Below are 16,625 nucleotides of genomic sequence, written 5' to 3' on the forward strand. Positions count from 1 at the left end.
GAAATCCAACACCGAAACAAAACCGCTTAACGCCGCAATCAGAGCTCTACATCAACTACCTGCTCCAACCACCCTCTTCACCGCTCCGAAGCACTTCATCGTGCGCCGCAGCGAAGAGAGGCCGAATTATAAAGAACAATCACCACGTGTCAACAAGATTAAGAAAATAAATCCTGAACGTCACGCCCACCCCCTGTCTTCACTTGCCGCATCACGATTGATCCAGCCCTCCAAGGCCTCTGCCGACATCGGCCGTCCATAGAGATAGCCCTGCATCTCCTTGCATCCCATGTCTTCGAGCAGGCGCGCCTGCTCGATGGTTTCCACCCCTTCTGCGATCACTTCCAGGCCAAGGCTCTTCGCAAGCTTGACAATGAGTCGGGCAATGCAGTCCTGGGATGTGGTCGGCGTCAGCTCCCGCACGAAGGCCCGATCAATCTTGATTCGATCGAATGGCAGGCGGTTGAGACTGCCCAGGGACGAAAAGCCACATCCGAAATCATCCACGGCCACTTTCAATCCGAGCGCCTTCAACTCCCTCAATTGCCTGGCAACGGAATCAGGATCCTCCATGGCGACCGATTCCGTGATTTCAAGCTCGAGACGTGCAGGATCGACACCTGAGCGCGCAATGACGCTGGAGACCTTTGTGACAAAGTCAGCCTCCCGGAACTGGGCCGCGGAGATGTTGATACCGACACGGAAGGCCGGCAGCCCGCTCCGATCCCACTGGACAATCTGCCTGCAGGCCTCTGAGAACACCCAGTCGCCGATCTCGACAATCAGCCCGGTGTATTCCGCCAGGGGAATGAATACATCCGGCGCCACGCTTTCGCCCTGGGGCTTTACCCAACGGATGAGCGCCTCACAACCCACGATACGCCCGGTCTTCGGGGATACCTGGGGCTGGTAGTGGAGTTCCAGCCCCTTGCGCAAGTGCAGTGCCGAACGCAGTTCATTGAGAAGTTGCACCCGACTCTGGGTGTTGGCCTCCATCTCGGAGTTGAAGAAGCGCCAGTGCTGATCGCCCTCGAGTTTGGCATGACTCAGCGCCAGGTTGGCCCGTTTCAGCAGCTCCACCGCCCCGCCAGGAAGGGATGCAGCGTGGACAAACCCGGCACGGGCACGCATGGGTACCGCATGCCCGCGCACGACGAAGGGCGCGGAGAACACATCCAGCACCGCCGACGTCTCTTCATCATCAGGACGCCAGCAGATTCCAAACGCGTCCCCGGCAACCCGGGCAACGAGCGCCTCGGCCCCCAGGCGGGCTTTCAACCTGCGTGTGACCTCCGTAAGCAGCAGATCGCCGCTGCGATGCCCGAGGGCGTCATTCAGCTCCGAGAACCTCACGATATCGATGATTCCCACCGTCCAGCGCTCGCCGGCAAAGCCAGCAAGCCCTTCATCCAGACGATCGAGGAATCGCGTCCGGTTGGGCAGTTTCGTCAGGGGATCAAAATAGGCAAAGAAATGAAGGCGTTCAAAGAGGACGACATTTTCGAAGCTCACCCGGAGATTGGCGCACAGGATTTCGATCAGTTGACGCACCAGTGGTCCGACCCCGTTCCCTGGAAGATCGAGATAGACCAGCGCCTCCTTGCCATGCATCCGACCCAGATAGAGGCACACCGAACCCGCATCGAAGACATGTGCCCGCTGCGCCCGAGCCTTGCGCAGGGCTGCAGCCAGAGGCTGCTCTCCGAGCGCATCGAAGCCGTACCCAAGCAACCCGGACAACGCACCCGTCGCGGCAAGGATGCCGAGGGTCTCCTGCTCACCGTCTCCGCTGCTTCCCGACACCGGGCCACAAAAGGCCGCATCCACCCTGTGGCCAAACAGTCCCTCGATGTGCCCGAGGGCAGCCTCGGCAAACGAGCGGGAGTCCCGCGGAATGAAGAGCTGATTCCCCGTCTCCACCAGCATCTCGAGGCCTCGGCGGGCATCGTTGAGGGTCCGGATCTGATCGTAGGATCGGATCGCCGTTGTCAGGGTGGTGATCAGCCGGGTGTGGGTCAGCTCGGATTTGGTCCGATAGTCGTTGATGTCGTAATCGCGGATCACGTTCAGCTCCGGGGCGTAACCGGGCTGCCCTGTCCTCAGGATGATCCGGGTATCGACCAGGCCAAGCTCCTTCCGGATGCGTGGCACAAGCGCGAGGCCGGAATCGTGGTTTTCCATCACGACATCAAGAAAGACCACCGCCACATCCGCAGTGCCCCCCAAGCACACCATAGCCTCTTCCGCCGACCGGGCATGAAGCAGCACCAGCGGTCTGCCGCAGACGAGCAGCCCCTTGAGCGCAAAGGTGGTCGCCTGATGAACTTCCGGATCGTCATCCACGACAAGCACTTTCCACGCCGCGACAGCATCCGGAATGGGCCGTAACGCCTCCTCATCGTGGAAGACAACAAACTCGTCTTGGGCAGTGCTGGCCAACATGTTCATCGAGGCTTTGTCCACAATCGAGGGCGGGTCGGCTTACCGAGATCAGACCTCAGCTAACGGCACGACACCGTGCTGTCTTTAATGGACGGGCCAGATCAGGCCTGCGCGACGGCTTCAGAAAAGCAGCAGGATTCCGAAGAAGACGTCAGGCATCCTCATGTGGACATCCGCGGAAGGAAACACCATGAGTACAGTGGAACGCGTCGCCACCTTGGACACCGTGTGGTTCCAGATCGAACAGGCAAGCAGCCCCATGCAGCTGGTGGGGCTGATGATCACGCAAACGCCGGTGAACAGGCAGCAGCTGGAGTCGCAACTGCAGAACTGCCTGCTGCCCCTGCCACGATTCAGTCAGCGAGTGCTGCACGACAGGGTTGGCGCCGTCTGGGAAAGCTGCCCGGTGGACATGCAACAGCACCTTGTCAGCACGAGCCTGCCCCCTGGAGCGCAGCACGAGGCCCTCGAAACGCTCGTTGGCACCCTGGCAACCTGCCCGCTCGATCAAGGCAGGCCCCTTTGGCAGTTTCATCTGGTCGAAGACTACCAAGGGGGCAGCGCACTCATCGCCCGCATACATCAGGGGCTTGCGGACGCCATTGCCATCACCGGCCTGCTCCGCGCAATGGCTACCGCGCGCGATGACACCGCCCGACCCGATAACAGCGGACTCCGGCCCGAGGGACTCCTCGATCAGCTGTATGCCCCCCTCACCCGGGCGGTCATTGAAGGGATCAAGCTCTCCGGGGCGTTCTGGGGCAGATACTGGGGCCTGCTGTTCAATCCGCAGCGGGTCTTCGATTACGCCTGCGCCAGCACCGCGCTGGCCCTCGAGATCAGCAAGCTCAACAGCCTGCCGGACGATAGCGCCTCGCCACTCAAGGGGCAGGCCAGCGGATACAAACGGGCCAGCTGGAGCGCCCCCTTACCCTTCGCCGACATCAGCGCGGTCGCCCGGGCACATCAGACGACGATAGATGCGGTGATCCTGGCGGCACTGGCCGGCGCGATTCATCACTGCCTGGGCAAGGAGGCGACAGCCCGGGGCAGCGAGTTGCGCACGCTGATGCCCGTCAACCTGCGCAACGAAGCGTCTGACGATGTTCTTGGAAATCGCAGCGGGCTGATTCCCCTGGAGTTGCCGATCGGCCTCGACGCACCTGACGCCCGGCTGCTGGAGATCGATCGTCGGATCCGCAGCTTCAACGACGCCTACGAGGCACAGCGCGCCCTCGGCCTGTTCAGCCTGATGGGCCAGACACCCCGGGCCGTCCAGCTTCAGACCCTGAAACTGCTGGCCAGCAAGACCAGCGCCCTGCTCTATCGGGTTCCCGCTGCACCCGACCCGCACACGCTCTGCGGTGCGAGGATCATCGAGGAAATGTACTGGAGCCCGGCACCGGGAGACCTTGGCGTAACGATGAGCATCATCGATCAGGGCGAGAGCTGCCGGATTGGCGTGCTTGCCGACCTGGCCATGCTGCCGGACCCCTCAGCCATCACCGACCGGCTGGGCGTCGAGCTGGCCCTGCTCGCCCCCGCCAAGCCCCAAGGTCAGCGGCGGGCCCGCAAACGCAAACCCTGACGGCAATCAGCTGGCCCGTGGATCGAAGGCGTCGCGCACCACGTCGGCAAATAGGTTTGCTGCCAGCACGAGCACGAACATGAAGATGAAGGCCGACATCAGACTCCACCACACCATCGGCTCGCGCGCCAGCTCCATGCGGGCGGCGTTGATCATGGTACCGAAGCTCACCGTATTCGGATCAACGCCGATCCCCACGTAGGACAACACCGCCTCGGCCAGCACCAGGCCCGAGAAGTCCATCACCAGCGCGATCAGCACCAGGTGCATCAAATTGGGCAACACATGCCGGCTCAGGATGCGGGCCGTGGACACACCGAAAGCCCGGGCTGCCTGCACATACTCCAGCTCCCGCAGCTTCAGGGTTTCACCCCGCAGCAGGCGGCACAGACCGGTCCAGCTGGTCATGCCGAGGATCAGGCACAGGGCCAGCAGGCGGGCGTCGGAGCGCTCAGCGGCCGTCTCGAACCAGTGGGGATGGGTGTCGATCACCACCTGCATCATCAATACCGCAGCCGCAATCAGCAACACACCGGGAATGGAGTTGAGCACGGTATATACATACTGGATGAGGTCATCCACCCACCCGCCGAGGTAACCCGCCATGATCCCCAAAGCCACCGCCAGGGGCAGTGTCACCAGGGTGGTGAGCGTCCCGATGACCAAGGCCGTACGGATGCTCTTCAGGGTGAGGAAGAGCACGTCCTGCCCCACCTTGTCCGTGCCGAACACGTGATATTCGCCCGCCAGCACGGCAACAGGCCCGGCGAACAGGAAGACCAGCCCCAGCGTGACCAGCACCGCCCGCCAGGCCAAGCCACCCTTGCCACGCCACACGGCCCGCCAGGCCGCGCCAAAGGGCACCTGCCGCGACATGGCCACGCCCTGCACCAGCGCGCCGGCCAGCACACCCCACGCCCCGGCCGCCAGGGCAAGGCCCAGTCCAATCCGACCCAGCACATCGCCCGTGTGATCTTCCTCGGGATACTGGAGACCGCTGCCGCCGAACTTCAGGCGGGGAAACTCCCGCTGCTGGGTACCATCGGCCTTCTCGATGGTCTGCTTGGCAAAGAGCACATAGGCCAGGGGCGCGGAATAGGTTTTCTCGGTGCGGGTGCGCAGGGGCTCGGCAAGGGCATCGAGGGCGCTCCGCACCTCTGTCGAGAGCGGCCCACGGCCGGCCACCACCTTGTCGTCCTTCGCCGGCGGCAGGTAGGGCCGGTAATGCAGGCTGTCCACAAGCCCCACCACCAGGAACAGCAGCAGGATGGTCAGGGAGGTCATGCCGACGGCGCTCTCCCCCACCCGGCGCCAAGCGGCGCGCATGGGCTCGCTGCGCCGCGCGCTCCAGGCCGCCAGCGCAATGCAGGTGATCAGGCCGAACAGGAGCAGATCGGTCCACAGGAACACGGGTTGCACGTCAATCATTCCAGCTTCACCCGCGGATCGACCAGGGTATAAGAGAGATCCGTCAGGATCAGCCCAAGGATGTAGAGCAGCGAACCAATGAAGACCATCGCCCGCACCACCGGGAAATCCTGGGCGTTGATCGCGTCGATGGTGTAGCTGCCGAGGCCGGGAATGCCGAAGAACGACTCGGTGATCAGGCTACCCATGAACAGGGACGGGATCACCACCACCACCCCGGTGAGGATGGGGATCATGCCGTTCTTAAGCACATGCCGGAACAGGGCCTGCAGTTCGGACAAGCCCTTGGCCCGCGCCGTGCGCACGTAGTCCTTGCCGGCCTCCTCCAGAAAGATCGTGCGGTACCAGCGGGCGCTGCCACCGATGCCCGCAATCACGCCGATCACCACCGGCAGCACCAGGAAGCGGGATGCATCCAGCCCCCCACCGTAGCCCGAGATGGGCACCAGGTGCCAGATCTTCGACACCAGCCATTGACCGCCAATGATGTAGAACAGGCTGGAGATCGACATCATCGCCACGCACAGCACCACCCCCTGGAAGTCGAGATAGGTACCGCGAAAGAACACCAGCAGCAAGGCAAAGGAAACCGTGACTATCAGGCCCAGCGCGAAGGTCGGCAGCGCGATGGCCAGGGACGGGCCCATGCGGGTACGGATTTCGGTGGCGATGTCTCGCCCGTCGTCGGCACGGCCGAAATCGAAGGCGAACATGCGCAGGGACTTCTCGAAGAAGATGGTATCCGTAAGGCTGGACGCCCCCGGCGCCGCCGCATTGAACAGCAGCGGCTTGTCGTAGCCCCGCTCCACCTTCCAGCGCTCGATGGCCTCCGGCGTCACCCGCTTGGCGCCCAGTTGCATGCGCGCCATGTCCTCCGGGGTATTGACCACGAAGAACAGGGCAAAGGTAAGCAGATTGACGCCGAGCAGGATGAGCGGCGCGTAAAGCAGTCGTCGGACGATGTAGGCAAACATGGGCGCTTATCCTACATGGACAGGCCCCGATGACGAAGCCCCGATGAGCAGGCCCCCGCCCCAACCCTCATCACCTCAGCGACGGGTTGCACCCCCGATCAGCCCGCGCACCGCCTCCTGCAGGTCGGCCGGCAGCACCACGATCTTGGCGTTATCGGTGGAGCCCATGCGCTCCAGGGAGGCAATGTACTTTTCACCCAGCAGAAAGAGCATCGGCGCCGTCTCGGTACCCACCGCCGCCGTCACCCGGCGGATCGCTTCGGCGGACGCTTCGGCCAGCATCACCTGGGCATTGGCGTCGCGCTTGGACGACTCCAGCCGCGCCTCGGCCTCCAGGATGGCCGCCTGCTTGGCCCCCTCGGCCCGGGTCACCACGGCCTTGCGCTCCCGCTCGGCGGAGGCTTGCTGCTCCATGGCCTTCTGCATCGAATCCGACGGGCGGATGTCCTGGATCTCCACCGATTTCACGGTCAGCCCCCAGTCCACCGCCTCGTCGGCGATGCTCTCCCGCAGGCGGGCCTTGATCTTGTCCCGGTTCGACAGGGCCTCGTCCAGTTCCATCTCGCCCACGATGGAGCGCAAGGTGGTCATGATCATGTTGCGGATCGCCTCCGAGAAATCGGTGACGCCATACACCGCCTTGACCGGGTCGGTCACCTTCACGAAGGCGATGGCGTTGGTCAGGATCACCGCGTTGTCCCGGGTAATCACCTCCTGCTCCTGCACATCCAGGATGATGTCCTTGGTCACCAGCTTGTAAGCCACCTTGTCCAGGTAAGGGATGATGATGTTGAGGCCCGGCTTCAGCGTCCCGAAATACTTGCCCAGCCGCTCCACGATCCACTCCTCGCCCTGGGGCACGATGCGCACCCCCTTGGCGATCGTCACCACCACGAAGATCAGGATGGCCAGCACCACTACCATTGCATCACTCATCACGCGCTCCTTGTACCTGGATCAGATCCGTTCAACCTTCAGGAAACTGCCTTCCACCACCACCACCCGCACCCGCTCGCCCGCCGGGATGGCCTCATCGACAACGCAGGCCCACTCCTCCGAGCCCAGCAAGGGCTTCTGGAAGCGCACCCGGCCCCGCTCGAAGGGCGCCGCCGCCTTGGCCATCAGGCCGATCTCGCCAATCGCCTCGCCATCCGACTGACCGACGCGGGTCTTGTGATCACCACGCCGGAACACCCGGAACCACAGCACCACCATGGCCACCGAGGCCAGGATCCACAGCACCACCTGCGCGGTCGCCCCAAGCGATGGCAGCACCAGCAGGGCCAGCCCCACCAACAGGGCGCCGAGGCCAAACCAGATGATGAAGAAGGCTGGCACGGCCAGTTCGGCCACCACCAGTGCCACGCCCAGCACGATCCAGTGCCACCACTCCAGATTCACCCTGAACTCCTTTCGTGTTGCAGCGCATCCATCACCCACGGCATCGGCCGGTCAGACCCACCCCAAAACAGATCGTTCCGGCCCCCCTTAGCATTTATTTAGGATTTCCCGACGAGACTCTTAAGAACGCGACTGCGGCCCGCCCATTACGCTGAGGACATCAACCCTCACGGAGAAACACCATGCCCCGCACCCTCGCCCTTCAGGCAGCCCTGCTCGCCGCCCTGCTCCAGTCCGCCCCCGGCCACAGTGCCGACACCGACCCGATGGCCCGTGGCCGCTACCTGATTGCCATTGGCGGCTGCAACGACTGCCACACGCCCGGCTACGCCCAGCACGGCGACAAGATCCCGGAGTCCACCCGCCTCACCGGCGCAGCCATCGGCTTCAGCGGCCCCTGGGGCGTAAGCTACCCCGGCAACCTGCGCCTGACGGCCGCCAGCCAGGACGAGGAGGCCTGGCTCACCCGGGCCCGGGGCAACGGCCTGCCCCCCATGCCCTGGAGCGCACTGCAGGCCATGACCCGGGACGACCTGAGTGCCATCTACCGCTATCTGCGCGCCCTCGGCCCCGCGGGCGAGGCAGCCCCCGCCGCGCTGGCCCCGGGGCAGGCGATTCCGACCCCGCACTTTGTCTTTGTGCCCCAGCCCCCCACTACCCAGAAGACCAGCCAGCGCTGACCTTTGATGCCGGGCCGCTCAGGCGGGCTCCTCCGCCAGCAGGATCACCGGGCGCGCCAGCACCAGCCGGAAGCGCCCGCGTCCAGTCTTCTCGATGCCCAGCCAGCCACAGCGCTCCTGCAGGCGACGCTGCAGCAAAATGAGGCGCGCCTCCAGGTTGTCGCACACGTCCGGCAGGCGCAGGGCCGGGTCGAGACGCAGCTCCCGGTTGGAGAACTCGCTGCGCCCTGTCCGCTGATGATCCCCGAGGAGGCGCCACAGGATCACCCCGGCCACCCCCTTGATGAGGTAGTCGTCCCCCAGAAAGACGCTGCCGTCCCGGTTGAAGTAGCGCACCTGCACCGGCTCGCCGGCCGGCATGGCGGACGGTGGCGCCCCCCGGACCTCCACCGGCTCCTCCGCTGCCTCGGCACACAGGCTGGCCGCCATCGACAGGCCCAGGGTCGCCGCCAGCGCCACCAGGGCATCCTCCAGGTCGTAGCCGAAGTGGCATTCCTGGCGGCTCTCCACATAGGCCACGGCCACCAGACGGCCTCCCGCCATCACCGGCACTGCCAGCTGGCTTGCGGGCTCGGCCAGGCCGGGCAAGGGGATGCGGGTTTCCAGCTGCCCGGCCAGCTCACTGGCGGCGGCCTGGTCCCGCAACATGCGGCTGTAGGCGTAATCGCTGGCCGGAAACATGATGCGGATCGGCACCTGCTCACGGGCCGCCACCCCGATCACCCCCACGCCAAACGGCACCTCCGCGCCGGTACCCGGCTGGGCATAACCACGGCTCGCCACGATATAAAGACGTGCCGCGGGGACATCTGCCATCAGCAGCATCTGGTGGCGGATGTCGAAGTGGCGCTCCAGGCAGGTGCAGAAGCAGTCAATCAGGCTCTCCTGACTCGGGCAGGCGGCCAGGGCATCCACGCTGCGTCGCAGCGCCGGCAGCAAGGCCGGCCCCTCCTCGACGGGCGGCAGCTCCCGCCCCGGCACCGCCTCGATGGCCTGCACCCGATAGACGTCCGCCCCCAGCAGCCGGAACACGGCGCTCATGCCTTCGTGGGAGGCAATCCCCGCCAGCTTGGCCTTCATGCGCTCGAACAGCGGCCCGGCCGTCTCTGTGCGCAGGTAACGCAGGGTCAGCCGGTAACGGGCGGCGGTGTCCGGGTCCATCATCAGCACCGTCGCCACCGGGTTGGCGAGGATGTTCTCCCGGGTCTTGTTGAAGAACTGGAAGGACAGGGCCACATGCTCCGGGTCCACGTACATCAGCTGCGACACGTAGGTGATGTTGGGCATGCCATCCACCCCGCAGGTGGCGATGCCGGATGGCACGATGCCCTCCAGGCAGGGGCGCAGGCGGTCCAGGCTCAGGGGTTGGCTCATGCGCCGGACTCCCCCGGGGCCAGGCGCCGGCCAGCGTGGGGCCCCGGCGTCTGGGCGTAGGCCTCAAGGGGGGTGAAACTCACCGCCACCAGATCCTCCGGCGAACAGCTGACCAGGGTGCGCACATAGGGCTCGGGCACCTGCAGCGGCGCCAGGCGTCGGGCAAAGCCCGCCGCATAGGGCTGCAGGGCGTCCGCATCTTCCGGCAGCGGGGCCTCAATGCGGGCGTCGCGCCCCTTGAGCTGCAGGGTGCGATAGCTCGAGGGCTCATTGAAGACCACCGCCACCCGCCCGTTGGCGGCAATCCCCGCCAGCACCGGCGTTGCCTGGGAGCGGGGCATCAGCAGGGTCACCCGGCGCCGGTCGGCCGACACCCGGCACCCCACGCAGCGCACCACCGTGGCCAGACCCGCCGCATCCGTCGCCGCCAGCTGCAGGGACAGGTTGCCGGTGATGAAGGCCGCCAGCTCGGGATCCAGAAGTTCGGGGGAAGTCATCGGCCACTCCACGACGGGTCACCACTTCAATCTAATCGAAAGCGTGCCGCTCCGCGAGCCTGCCGAAGGCACCACCACTTCACCGCCACTTCGCCGCCATCCCGGCGCCATGTCAGCGTCACTCACCCTTCAACGCGCTGTCATGCCCGGGCGTTACCGTGCGCCGACGTCAATCCGCCCCTACCCGACCATGACCCACGCACCCCACACGCCGCGCCTGCCCCTGCGCGCCATCGGCGCCCTGTTCGCCTCCGCCCTCGTCCTCCACGGCTGCGCCGGCAGTGGCAGCGATGACCGCACGCCCCCCGAATCCGCCACCGCCCCGTTGACCATCCTGGAGACCACCGACCTCCACGCCAACATCGTCAGCTACGACTACTTCAAGCTTGCCGAGGACAAGTCCATCGGCTTCGAGCGCACCGCTACCCTGATCCGTCAGGCCCGGCAGGACTACCTCAACACGGTCCTCATCGACAACGGCGACACCATTCAGGGCACCGCCCTGGCCGACTACCAGGCCCTGGTGAATCCCGTGAGCTGCAGCCAGAAGCTGGCCACCTACAAGGCCATGGACAGCATCGGCTACGACGCCGGCACCCTGGGCAACCACGAGTTCAACTACGGCCTGCCCTACCTGGCCCAGGTGACGGGCAGCAAGTTCAACGTGGATGGCATGGCCGCGGTGGCCAGCCAGCCCAGCTGCGTCGGCCCGGCCTTCCCCCTCGTACTGTCCAACGTCACCAGCCGCAAGGACGGCCAGACCCTCTACAAACCGTATGTGATCCTGGAACGGAAGATCAAGGGCAAGGACAAGGACGGCAAGGACATCGAAAGCACCGTCAAGATCGCCGTCATCGGCTTCACCCCGCCCCCCATCCTGTCCTGGGACAAGCGCTGGCTCGACGGCAAGGTGGATGTGCAGGGCGTGGTCGAAGCCGCCCAGAAGTACGTGCCCATGGCCCGTGCCGAAGGTGCCGACCTGGTCATCGCCGCCTCCCACGGGGGCTTCGACGCCCGGGCCTACTCGGCCACCATGGAGAACGCCAACTACCACCTGGCCAAGGTGGCCGGCATCGACGGCATCCTGATGGGCCACTCCCACAGCGAATTTCCCAACGCCGGCTGCGCCACCACCGACTGCAACGCCACCGGCGTCGACAAGGTGAAGGGCACCCTCCACGGCATCCCCGCGGTGATGCCCAGCTACTGGGGCAAGGCCCTGGGCGTCATCCACTTCAACCTGGTGGTGAAGAACGGCAAGTGGACCATCGACACCAGCAAGACCCAGGTCAGCCTGCGCAAGACCCTGCTCGACGCTACTGCCCGCACCTACGTGGCCGCCGACGCCAGCATCACCGCCGCCGTGCAGACCGAACACAACGCCGCCATCGATTATGTGAAGACGCCCATCGGCCAGTCGGACTTCGCCCTGTCCAGCTACTTTGCCGATGTGGGTGACGTGTCCGCCATCCAGGTGGTCAATGCCGCCCAGGCCGACTACGTGCGCAAGTACGTGGCCGCCAACCTGCCCGCCTACGCCAGCCTGCCGGTGCTGTCGGTGAGCGCCCCCTTCAAGAGCGGCTTTGCCGGTGGGTCAGACTTCACCGACGTGGCAGCCGGCAACATCGCCATCAACAACGCCGCCGACCTCTACCTCTACCCCAACACCGTCTATGCGGTGAAGGTGAACGGCGCCGGCATCAAGGCCTGGCTGGAAAAGGCCGCCGAACGCTTCAACCAGATCGACCCCAGCCTCAGCACCGAGCAGGGCCTGATCTCCAGCTTCCCGGGCTACAACTTCGACATGTTTACCTCGGCCGACCTGAGCTACGAGATCGACGTGACCCAGGCCAAGGGCAGCCGCATCCGCAACCTCACCTACAAGGGCGCCGCCATCGACCCGGCCGCCGAGTTCATCGTGGCCACCAACAACTACCGGGGCTCCGGCGGCGGCAGCTTCCCGGGTCTGGACGGCAGCAACGTGATCTACGCCTCCCCCGACGCCAACCGGGACGTGCTCATCGAGTACATCAAGGCCCGCAAGAACCTGACCCTCGCCGCCGACGGCGCCGCCCGCAGCTGGCGCTTCACCAAGGTCAGCACCACCGGCCCAGTCACCTTCAAGTCGGCCAGCGGCAGGCTCGGCGTGGCCCAGACCCTGGGCCTCGGCAATATCAGCGTGGTGAAGGACGACGACGGCAGCGGCAAGGGCCTGGGCGTCTACGCCATCGATCTGTCCAAGTAAAACAACAGTCCCTTCCCGGCCCCCGCTCCCGGGGGCCCCTGCGCCCCGGCTCCGGCCGGGGCTTTTTCTCGCTCAGCGGAAGCGCACCCCCACCGAAGGGTTGCCGGGCAGGCCCTCGTAGGTCACCCGCACGCTCAGGCCAGGCTTGGGCGGCACCAGCTTGGTAAAGGAGCCCAGGGAAAGGCGGTCGCCCCTCTGCAGCGGAGTCCCCGCCGCCGCGAGATCCCGCGCCAGCCAGATCGCCGCATTGAGCGGGTTTCCCAGGGTCGCGCTGCCCTTGCCCGAATCCAGCACCGCACCGCCGTCATCGCTCATCGTCACCGTCATCGCCGCAAAGGCCTCGGCCAGCCCGGGCGTGGCCTTCACCGGCACCGCCCTGCCCACCACCCCGGCCCGCGCTCCCACGTTGATCATGGCCAGCATCGGCCCGCCCAGCTTCGCCGGATCGTCCACCATCAGGTCCGGCAGCTCGATGAAGGGCGTGTAGGTCCTGAGCGCCTTCAGCGCTTCCACAGGTGTCTGCGCCCAGGCCAGGGCCACCGGGTCGCCCACCTCCACCAGCAGATCGGCCTCCATCACCGGCCGCGTGCCAAAGGCCGCCGACAGCTCGGCTCCGTCCTGCACCAGCATGCTGGCAAACAGCGTGCCGCGCAGGGGCGCGTCATGCTTGAAGCGCTTCTGCACCGCCGGGTTGGTCAGCCCCACCTTGTAGCCCACCACCGGCCCAAAGGCCTGCCCCAGAAAGCGCACCACCTTGCCCTGCCCGCACAGCCCATCCGCCATACTCATCTCCCCCGCCGGCAACGGCACCGGCTGCCGGGCCACGATGGCGGCGGCAACGGCGGCGGCTTCCAGGTCGGTCGGGCAGATGGCGTGGGTGATGGAAGGGAGGGCAAGGGCGACGAGGGTGAAAGCGGCAAGACGGGTCATGGGGGTCTCCGGGTGTGTTGTCGTGGGGCGGCAAGCCCGCTCGCATCTTACTGCGGGCCAGATGGAACGAGCAGAGGCCACGGAAATGACATAATCCGGGCTGGCTCAATCGATGGGGGCTGCGCAACACACCCGAAAACCCAGAATGCGGCTGCGTAAGTCGGGGGCGGCCCCGCCACGTTGGGCTGCACCGCAGCCGTGCATGCCGTCGAAGCAGGAACCACCACACAAAACCCTCGGGCGCTCGCCCACATGGCCAAACATCTCCGGCTTAGCGAACTCATCGCTGCACCATTCCCAGACATTGCCGGCCATGTCCAGCGTATCGCTCGGAGCCTTCCCTTCGGGGTAGAGGCCTACCGGAGATGTACGGCCCAGATTGCAGGGGCCGACATCACCCCGGGTTTCGTCGATGTTCGCCAGCCCCGAACGAAAATCCCCTTCCCAGGGATATTCCCGGCCATAGGTGCCACGCGCCGCCCGCTCCCACCGTTCCTCCGTCGGCAACCTCACCCGCCAGCCCGCCGGAAGCAAACCCGCAGCCCTGAGTTGTGCATCCAGCCAGCGACAGAAAGCCGTCGCTTCGTACCAAGAGACGCTCTCACGAGGGGCATTGGATTCGGACCACCCGGCCGGGGTCACCTCGGGCCGCTCTGCCAAGCCAGCCCACCACTCATCCTGCCCATAGCCCCCGGCGTCGATGAAGGCCTGGAACTGGCGGTGGGTGACGGGGTAGCGGGCGATGTGGAAGGGTGTTGTCAGCGTGCGCTTCTCTTTTGCGCTGCCGTACAGAAAGTCCCCCGCTTCACAGGCTTCCCAGGCAATGTCCGGCAAGCCATCGGAGCGCAATCCGACGCCGGGGCGGTCATCCAGACCGAGGCGCCCCCGGGTCAGCCAGAGTTGGGCACGTATGTCGGGCGGTAGATGATGCAGGGCGTGATCGCAGGCGCGAAGCAGCGGCGCTTTGGAGACCTCGTTCAGCGACCAACCCTTGGCATGGATGATCTCCAGGCTGTCGGCAAGCACCAGGGCCGGCGCTGGATTGGCCTCCAGGGCCACGGGTTCGAGGGCGGGAAGCAGACTTTGCCAGGCGGTGACGGCCCGTTCGGCCTTGTCCCGCTCGACGATGGCACAGAACAGGAAACGCAGGGTACGCCGCCAGGCGGGGGTACCGGCGTAGCGGGCGAGGATGCTCTCGGGCAATTCGCACAAGGTCCGGATGCGCTCGGCGGCCAGGAACTCCTGGAAACTCAGGTGATAGAAGGCCGCACGCCGGTTGTCGCGGGGCAGGAGCAGGCCAGAGTCGGACAGCAGCAACTCACGCTTGGCGCCCGCATCGGCCGCACCGGATTCGCTGACCCAATCCACCTCCGCCAGCGTTGCGAGGATGCGGTCCACCTCTTCAACCGTCACCTCGGCCTCGGGTGTCTGCCTGGGCGTAGCTGATTCGCCGCGGTGCATGCCCAGAGCGATGGCCGCCAGCCGGTTGCGGGCCTGATCCCGTTCGCTCTCGGTGTCGCAACGCTTGTAGAGCACCTGTCGCACCACCGCGTCGTAGAGGGCGTAGAAATCCTGGGGCAGGCGCCGGCCTTCGTCGTATTTCACGCACAGGGCGGTGAGCAGCATGGGGTTAGCTCGCATCTCGGCCAGATCGTCCCGCTGGGCGAGGTGCGTCAATAGCCCGTCGGACTTGGCCTCAGCATTGGCGGGATCGGCAGCATCGAACCAGCGACGTACGAAAAGCCGCAGCAGTGGATACGGCAGATCGGCAAGTTCAGCTATGGGCAGGCCAAGCCGGCGCTGATCCTCCGCTTCGAGCCCATAGGGGCGGCTGGTTAGGAGAAGCCAGTTGCCGGCCTTGCGCCACGCCGGCAAAGCGTCGGCAAGGCCAGTGAGCAGGTTGCGCCGGGGAAGATCGTCGCCCCGGCTTTCGGGCACTTCGTCCACGCCGTCGAGGATCAGCAGGCAGCGGCCCGCCTTGAGCTCGGCCCGGAAGGTTTCCCCCGTGAGTTCGCCGGGGCGGGTCTTATCGAGCCAACCGGCGAAGCTGGCTTCCAGTTGCGCGCGGGTCCAGCGGCCACGACCGGCAAGAAACTCCCCGTGGCTGGCCCAGTCCCGCAGGCGGACCAGCAGCGGCAGCCGCCCGGCGAGCGCATCCGGCAGCGTCTCGGCGAACTTCTCTTCATCGACGGCGATCTGCCGGTGCACGGGAACCCGCCCCTCGGCGACAACCAGGGCCAGCCAGCGGCAGAAGGTGGACTTGCCCGAGCCCGCGGCACCGGGCACGTAGAGCGGACTGCGCCCCAGATTGTCGAGCAGCAGGAAGGGGCCTTTGTCCAGGTTGATACCCTTGCGGTTGCCCTTCACGTCCGCGTTGGTCACCGCCGGTACATAGACGTGGCCAAGGCCAACGTTGCGGCTTTCCTTCAGGTCAAGCCCGAGGAGTTCTACGCTGTCGCACTCGCGGCGCAACCAGTCGAGGTAGGCCTCGCGGATCTGAGCCTGGTCGCGCTCGCCGGCGGGCATCTCCGTAATCTCCTGCTGGCGCAGGGCCTGAAGGACCGCGGTAGCAAGACTTTCCTGGGTGGTGAAGAGTGCCCGGCCGAGTTCGTTGCCGACCCGCTCGCGGAAACGGGCGATGTTTGAGTTGGCGTCCTGACAGTCCTTGTCGCAGCGCTTGAGCGGCCAGCCGAAGTCTTCGTCGTCGATGTCGAGCACGAAGGCGAGCTTAGGGCGTGTCGTTTCAACCGCCTTGTCGTACTCCATCTCGGTGATCGACTTGCCAGCCGGGTTGTCGTCCGCGGGGATATGGCCGTAGCGCAGGGCCACCAGCACCACATACACATCGCAGGCAGCCACGTCGGCCAGACACTTGTCCGCCGGCCGGGTATCGAAGGCGGAGTAGCGCTCCATGCACTCCACGTCGTAGCCGGCCTTCTCCAGCGCGAGCTTCAGGTGAGCCCGGTGCTGCTCCAGATCGGAAAAGGTGGACGATACGTAGACCTGCTTACGGAGCTTGCGGGGTGACATGGCGGCGGCAAGACAAACAATGACGACGGCACAGAC

12 protein-coding genes are annotated in these 16,625 nt (G+C 65.6%); 3 read left to right on the forward strand and 9 right to left on the reverse strand.

Going from position 1 to position 16,625, the window contains the following annotated elements; translation table 11 throughout:
- Positions 1 to 180: 180 nt before the first annotated feature.
- A complete protein-coding gene (locus L6Q67_RS21345) occupies positions 181 to 2,448 on the reverse strand; it encodes an EAL domain-containing protein (RefSeq protein ID WP_296574604.1) in 2,268 nt (755 codons plus the stop codon).
- Between the two features lie 184 nt (positions 2,449 to 2,632).
- Between L6Q67_RS21345 and L6Q67_RS21350 the strand changes: the two genes are divergently transcribed.
- Entirely contained in the window at positions 2,633 to 4,030 is a 1,398-nt protein-coding gene (locus L6Q67_RS21350; protein WP_296574606.1) for a wax ester/triacylglycerol synthase domain-containing protein, read from the forward strand.
- A gap of 6 nt (positions 4,031 to 4,036) precedes the next feature.
- On the opposite strand, the gene L6Q67_RS21355 is transcribed toward L6Q67_RS21350, so the two are convergent.
- The 4 genes from L6Q67_RS21355 to L6Q67_RS21370 all read right to left on the reverse strand — a co-directional run bounded on the left by L6Q67_RS21355 (position 4,037) and on the right by L6Q67_RS21370 (position 7,833).
- On the reverse strand, positions 4,037 to 5,455 hold the full coding sequence (locus L6Q67_RS21355; protein ID WP_296574728.1) for an ABC transporter permease: 1,419 nt from the start codon (positions 5,453 to 5,455) through the stop codon (positions 4,037 to 4,039).
- A complete protein-coding gene (locus tag L6Q67_RS21360; RefSeq protein ID WP_296574611.1) occupies positions 5,455 to 6,432 on the reverse strand; it encodes an ABC transporter permease in 978 nt (325 codons plus the stop codon). Before L6Q67_RS21360 ends, L6Q67_RS21355 begins: the two co-directional genes overlap by 1 nt.
- A 75-nt stretch (positions 6,433 to 6,507) precedes the next feature.
- On the reverse strand, positions 6,508 to 7,368 hold the full coding sequence (locus L6Q67_RS21365; RefSeq protein ID WP_296574613.1) for an SPFH domain-containing protein: 861 nt from the start codon (positions 7,366 to 7,368) through the stop codon (positions 6,508 to 6,510).
- A gap of 21 nt (positions 7,369 to 7,389) precedes the next feature.
- Positions 7,390 to 7,833 (reverse strand): NfeD family protein, encoded by a 444-nt coding sequence (locus tag L6Q67_RS21370; protein ID WP_296574616.1) that lies wholly within the window; start codon positions 7,831 to 7,833, stop codon positions 7,390 to 7,392.
- A gap of 182 nt (positions 7,834 to 8,015) precedes the next feature.
- Here L6Q67_RS21370 and L6Q67_RS21375 point away from each other — a divergent pair, with 182 nt between their 5' ends.
- On the forward strand, positions 8,016 to 8,513 hold the full coding sequence (locus L6Q67_RS21375; protein WP_296574624.1) for a cytochrome C: 498 nt from the start codon (positions 8,016 to 8,018) through the stop codon (positions 8,511 to 8,513).
- Between the two features lie 18 nt (positions 8,514 to 8,531).
- On the opposite strand, the gene L6Q67_RS21380 is transcribed toward L6Q67_RS21375, so the two are convergent.
- Together L6Q67_RS21380 and L6Q67_RS21385 are read right to left on the reverse strand one after the other, a co-directional pair.
- Complete coding sequence (locus tag L6Q67_RS21380; protein WP_296574628.1) at positions 8,532 to 9,887, reverse strand: pyridoxamine 5'-phosphate oxidase family protein; 1,356 nt, start codon at positions 9,885 to 9,887, stop codon at positions 8,532 to 8,534.
- Entirely contained in the window at positions 9,884 to 10,384 is a 501-nt protein-coding gene (locus L6Q67_RS21385) for a pyridoxamine 5'-phosphate oxidase family protein (RefSeq protein WP_296574631.1), read from the reverse strand. Before L6Q67_RS21385 ends, L6Q67_RS21380 begins: the two co-directional genes overlap by 4 nt.
- A 142-nt stretch (positions 10,385 to 10,526) precedes the next feature.
- Between L6Q67_RS21385 and L6Q67_RS21390 the strand changes: the two genes are divergently transcribed.
- Entirely contained in the window at positions 10,527 to 12,629 is a 2,103-nt protein-coding gene (locus L6Q67_RS21390) for a bifunctional 2',3'-cyclic-nucleotide 2'-phosphodiesterase/3'-nucleotidase (RefSeq protein WP_296574634.1), read from the forward strand.
- Positions 12,630 to 12,701: 72 nt separating this feature from the next.
- Here the strand turns inward: L6Q67_RS21390 and L6Q67_RS21395 are convergent, their stop codons facing one another.
- A complete protein-coding gene (locus tag L6Q67_RS21395; RefSeq protein ID WP_296574638.1) occupies positions 12,702 to 13,559 on the reverse strand; it encodes a hypothetical protein in 858 nt (285 codons plus the stop codon).
- A 105-nt stretch (positions 13,560 to 13,664) separates the two neighbouring features.
- On the reverse strand, positions 13,665 to 16,589 hold the full coding sequence (locus L6Q67_RS21400) for an SUMF1/EgtB/PvdO family nonheme iron enzyme (RefSeq protein WP_296574642.1): 2,925 nt from the start codon (positions 16,587 to 16,589) through the stop codon (positions 13,665 to 13,667).
- Positions 16,590 to 16,625 lie beyond the last annotated feature (36 nt).

This window comes from Zoogloea sp. (assembly GCF_023150065.1).
In the GTDB taxonomy this organism is placed as follows: Bacteria; Pseudomonadota; Gammaproteobacteria; order Burkholderiales; family Rhodocyclaceae; genus Zoogloea.

What these genes read in the sequence shown, in the direction of transcription:
- L6Q67_RS21350 (WP_296574606.1), top strand. Translation starts at nt 2,633, where the DNA reads ATGAGTACAGTGGAACGCGTCGCCACCTTGGACACCGTGTGGTTCCAG.
- L6Q67_RS21390 (WP_296574634.1), top strand. Translation starts at nt 10,527, where the DNA reads ATGCCCGGGCGTTACCGTGCGCCGACGTCAATCCGCCCCTACCCGACC.
- L6Q67_RS21360 (WP_296574611.1), bottom strand. Translation starts at nt 6,432, where the DNA reads ATGTTTGCCTACATCGTCCGACGACTGCTTTACGCGCCGCTCATCCTG.
- L6Q67_RS21380 (WP_296574628.1), bottom strand. Translation starts at nt 9,887, where the DNA reads ATGAGCCAACCCCTGAGCCTGGACCGCCTGCGCCCCTGCCTGGAGGGC.
- L6Q67_RS21345 (WP_296574604.1), bottom strand. Translation starts at nt 2,448, where the DNA reads ATGAACATGTTGGCCAGCACTGCCCAAGACGAGTTTGTTGTCTTCCAC.
- L6Q67_RS21400 (WP_296574642.1), bottom strand. Translation starts at nt 16,589, where the DNA reads ATGTCACCCCGCAAGCTCCGTAAGCAGGTCTACGTATCGTCCACCTTT.
- L6Q67_RS21365 (WP_296574613.1), bottom strand. Translation starts at nt 7,368, where the DNA reads ATGAGTGATGCAATGGTAGTGGTGCTGGCCATCCTGATCTTCGTGGTG.
- L6Q67_RS21395 (WP_296574638.1), bottom strand. Translation starts at nt 13,559, where the DNA reads ATGACCCGTCTTGCCGCTTTCACCCTCGTCGCCCTTGCCCTCCCTTCC.
- L6Q67_RS21375 (WP_296574624.1), top strand. Translation starts at nt 8,016, where the DNA reads ATGCCCCGCACCCTCGCCCTTCAGGCAGCCCTGCTCGCCGCCCTGCTC.
- L6Q67_RS21385 (WP_296574631.1), bottom strand. Translation starts at nt 10,384, where the DNA reads ATGACTTCCCCCGAACTTCTGGATCCCGAGCTGGCGGCCTTCATCACC.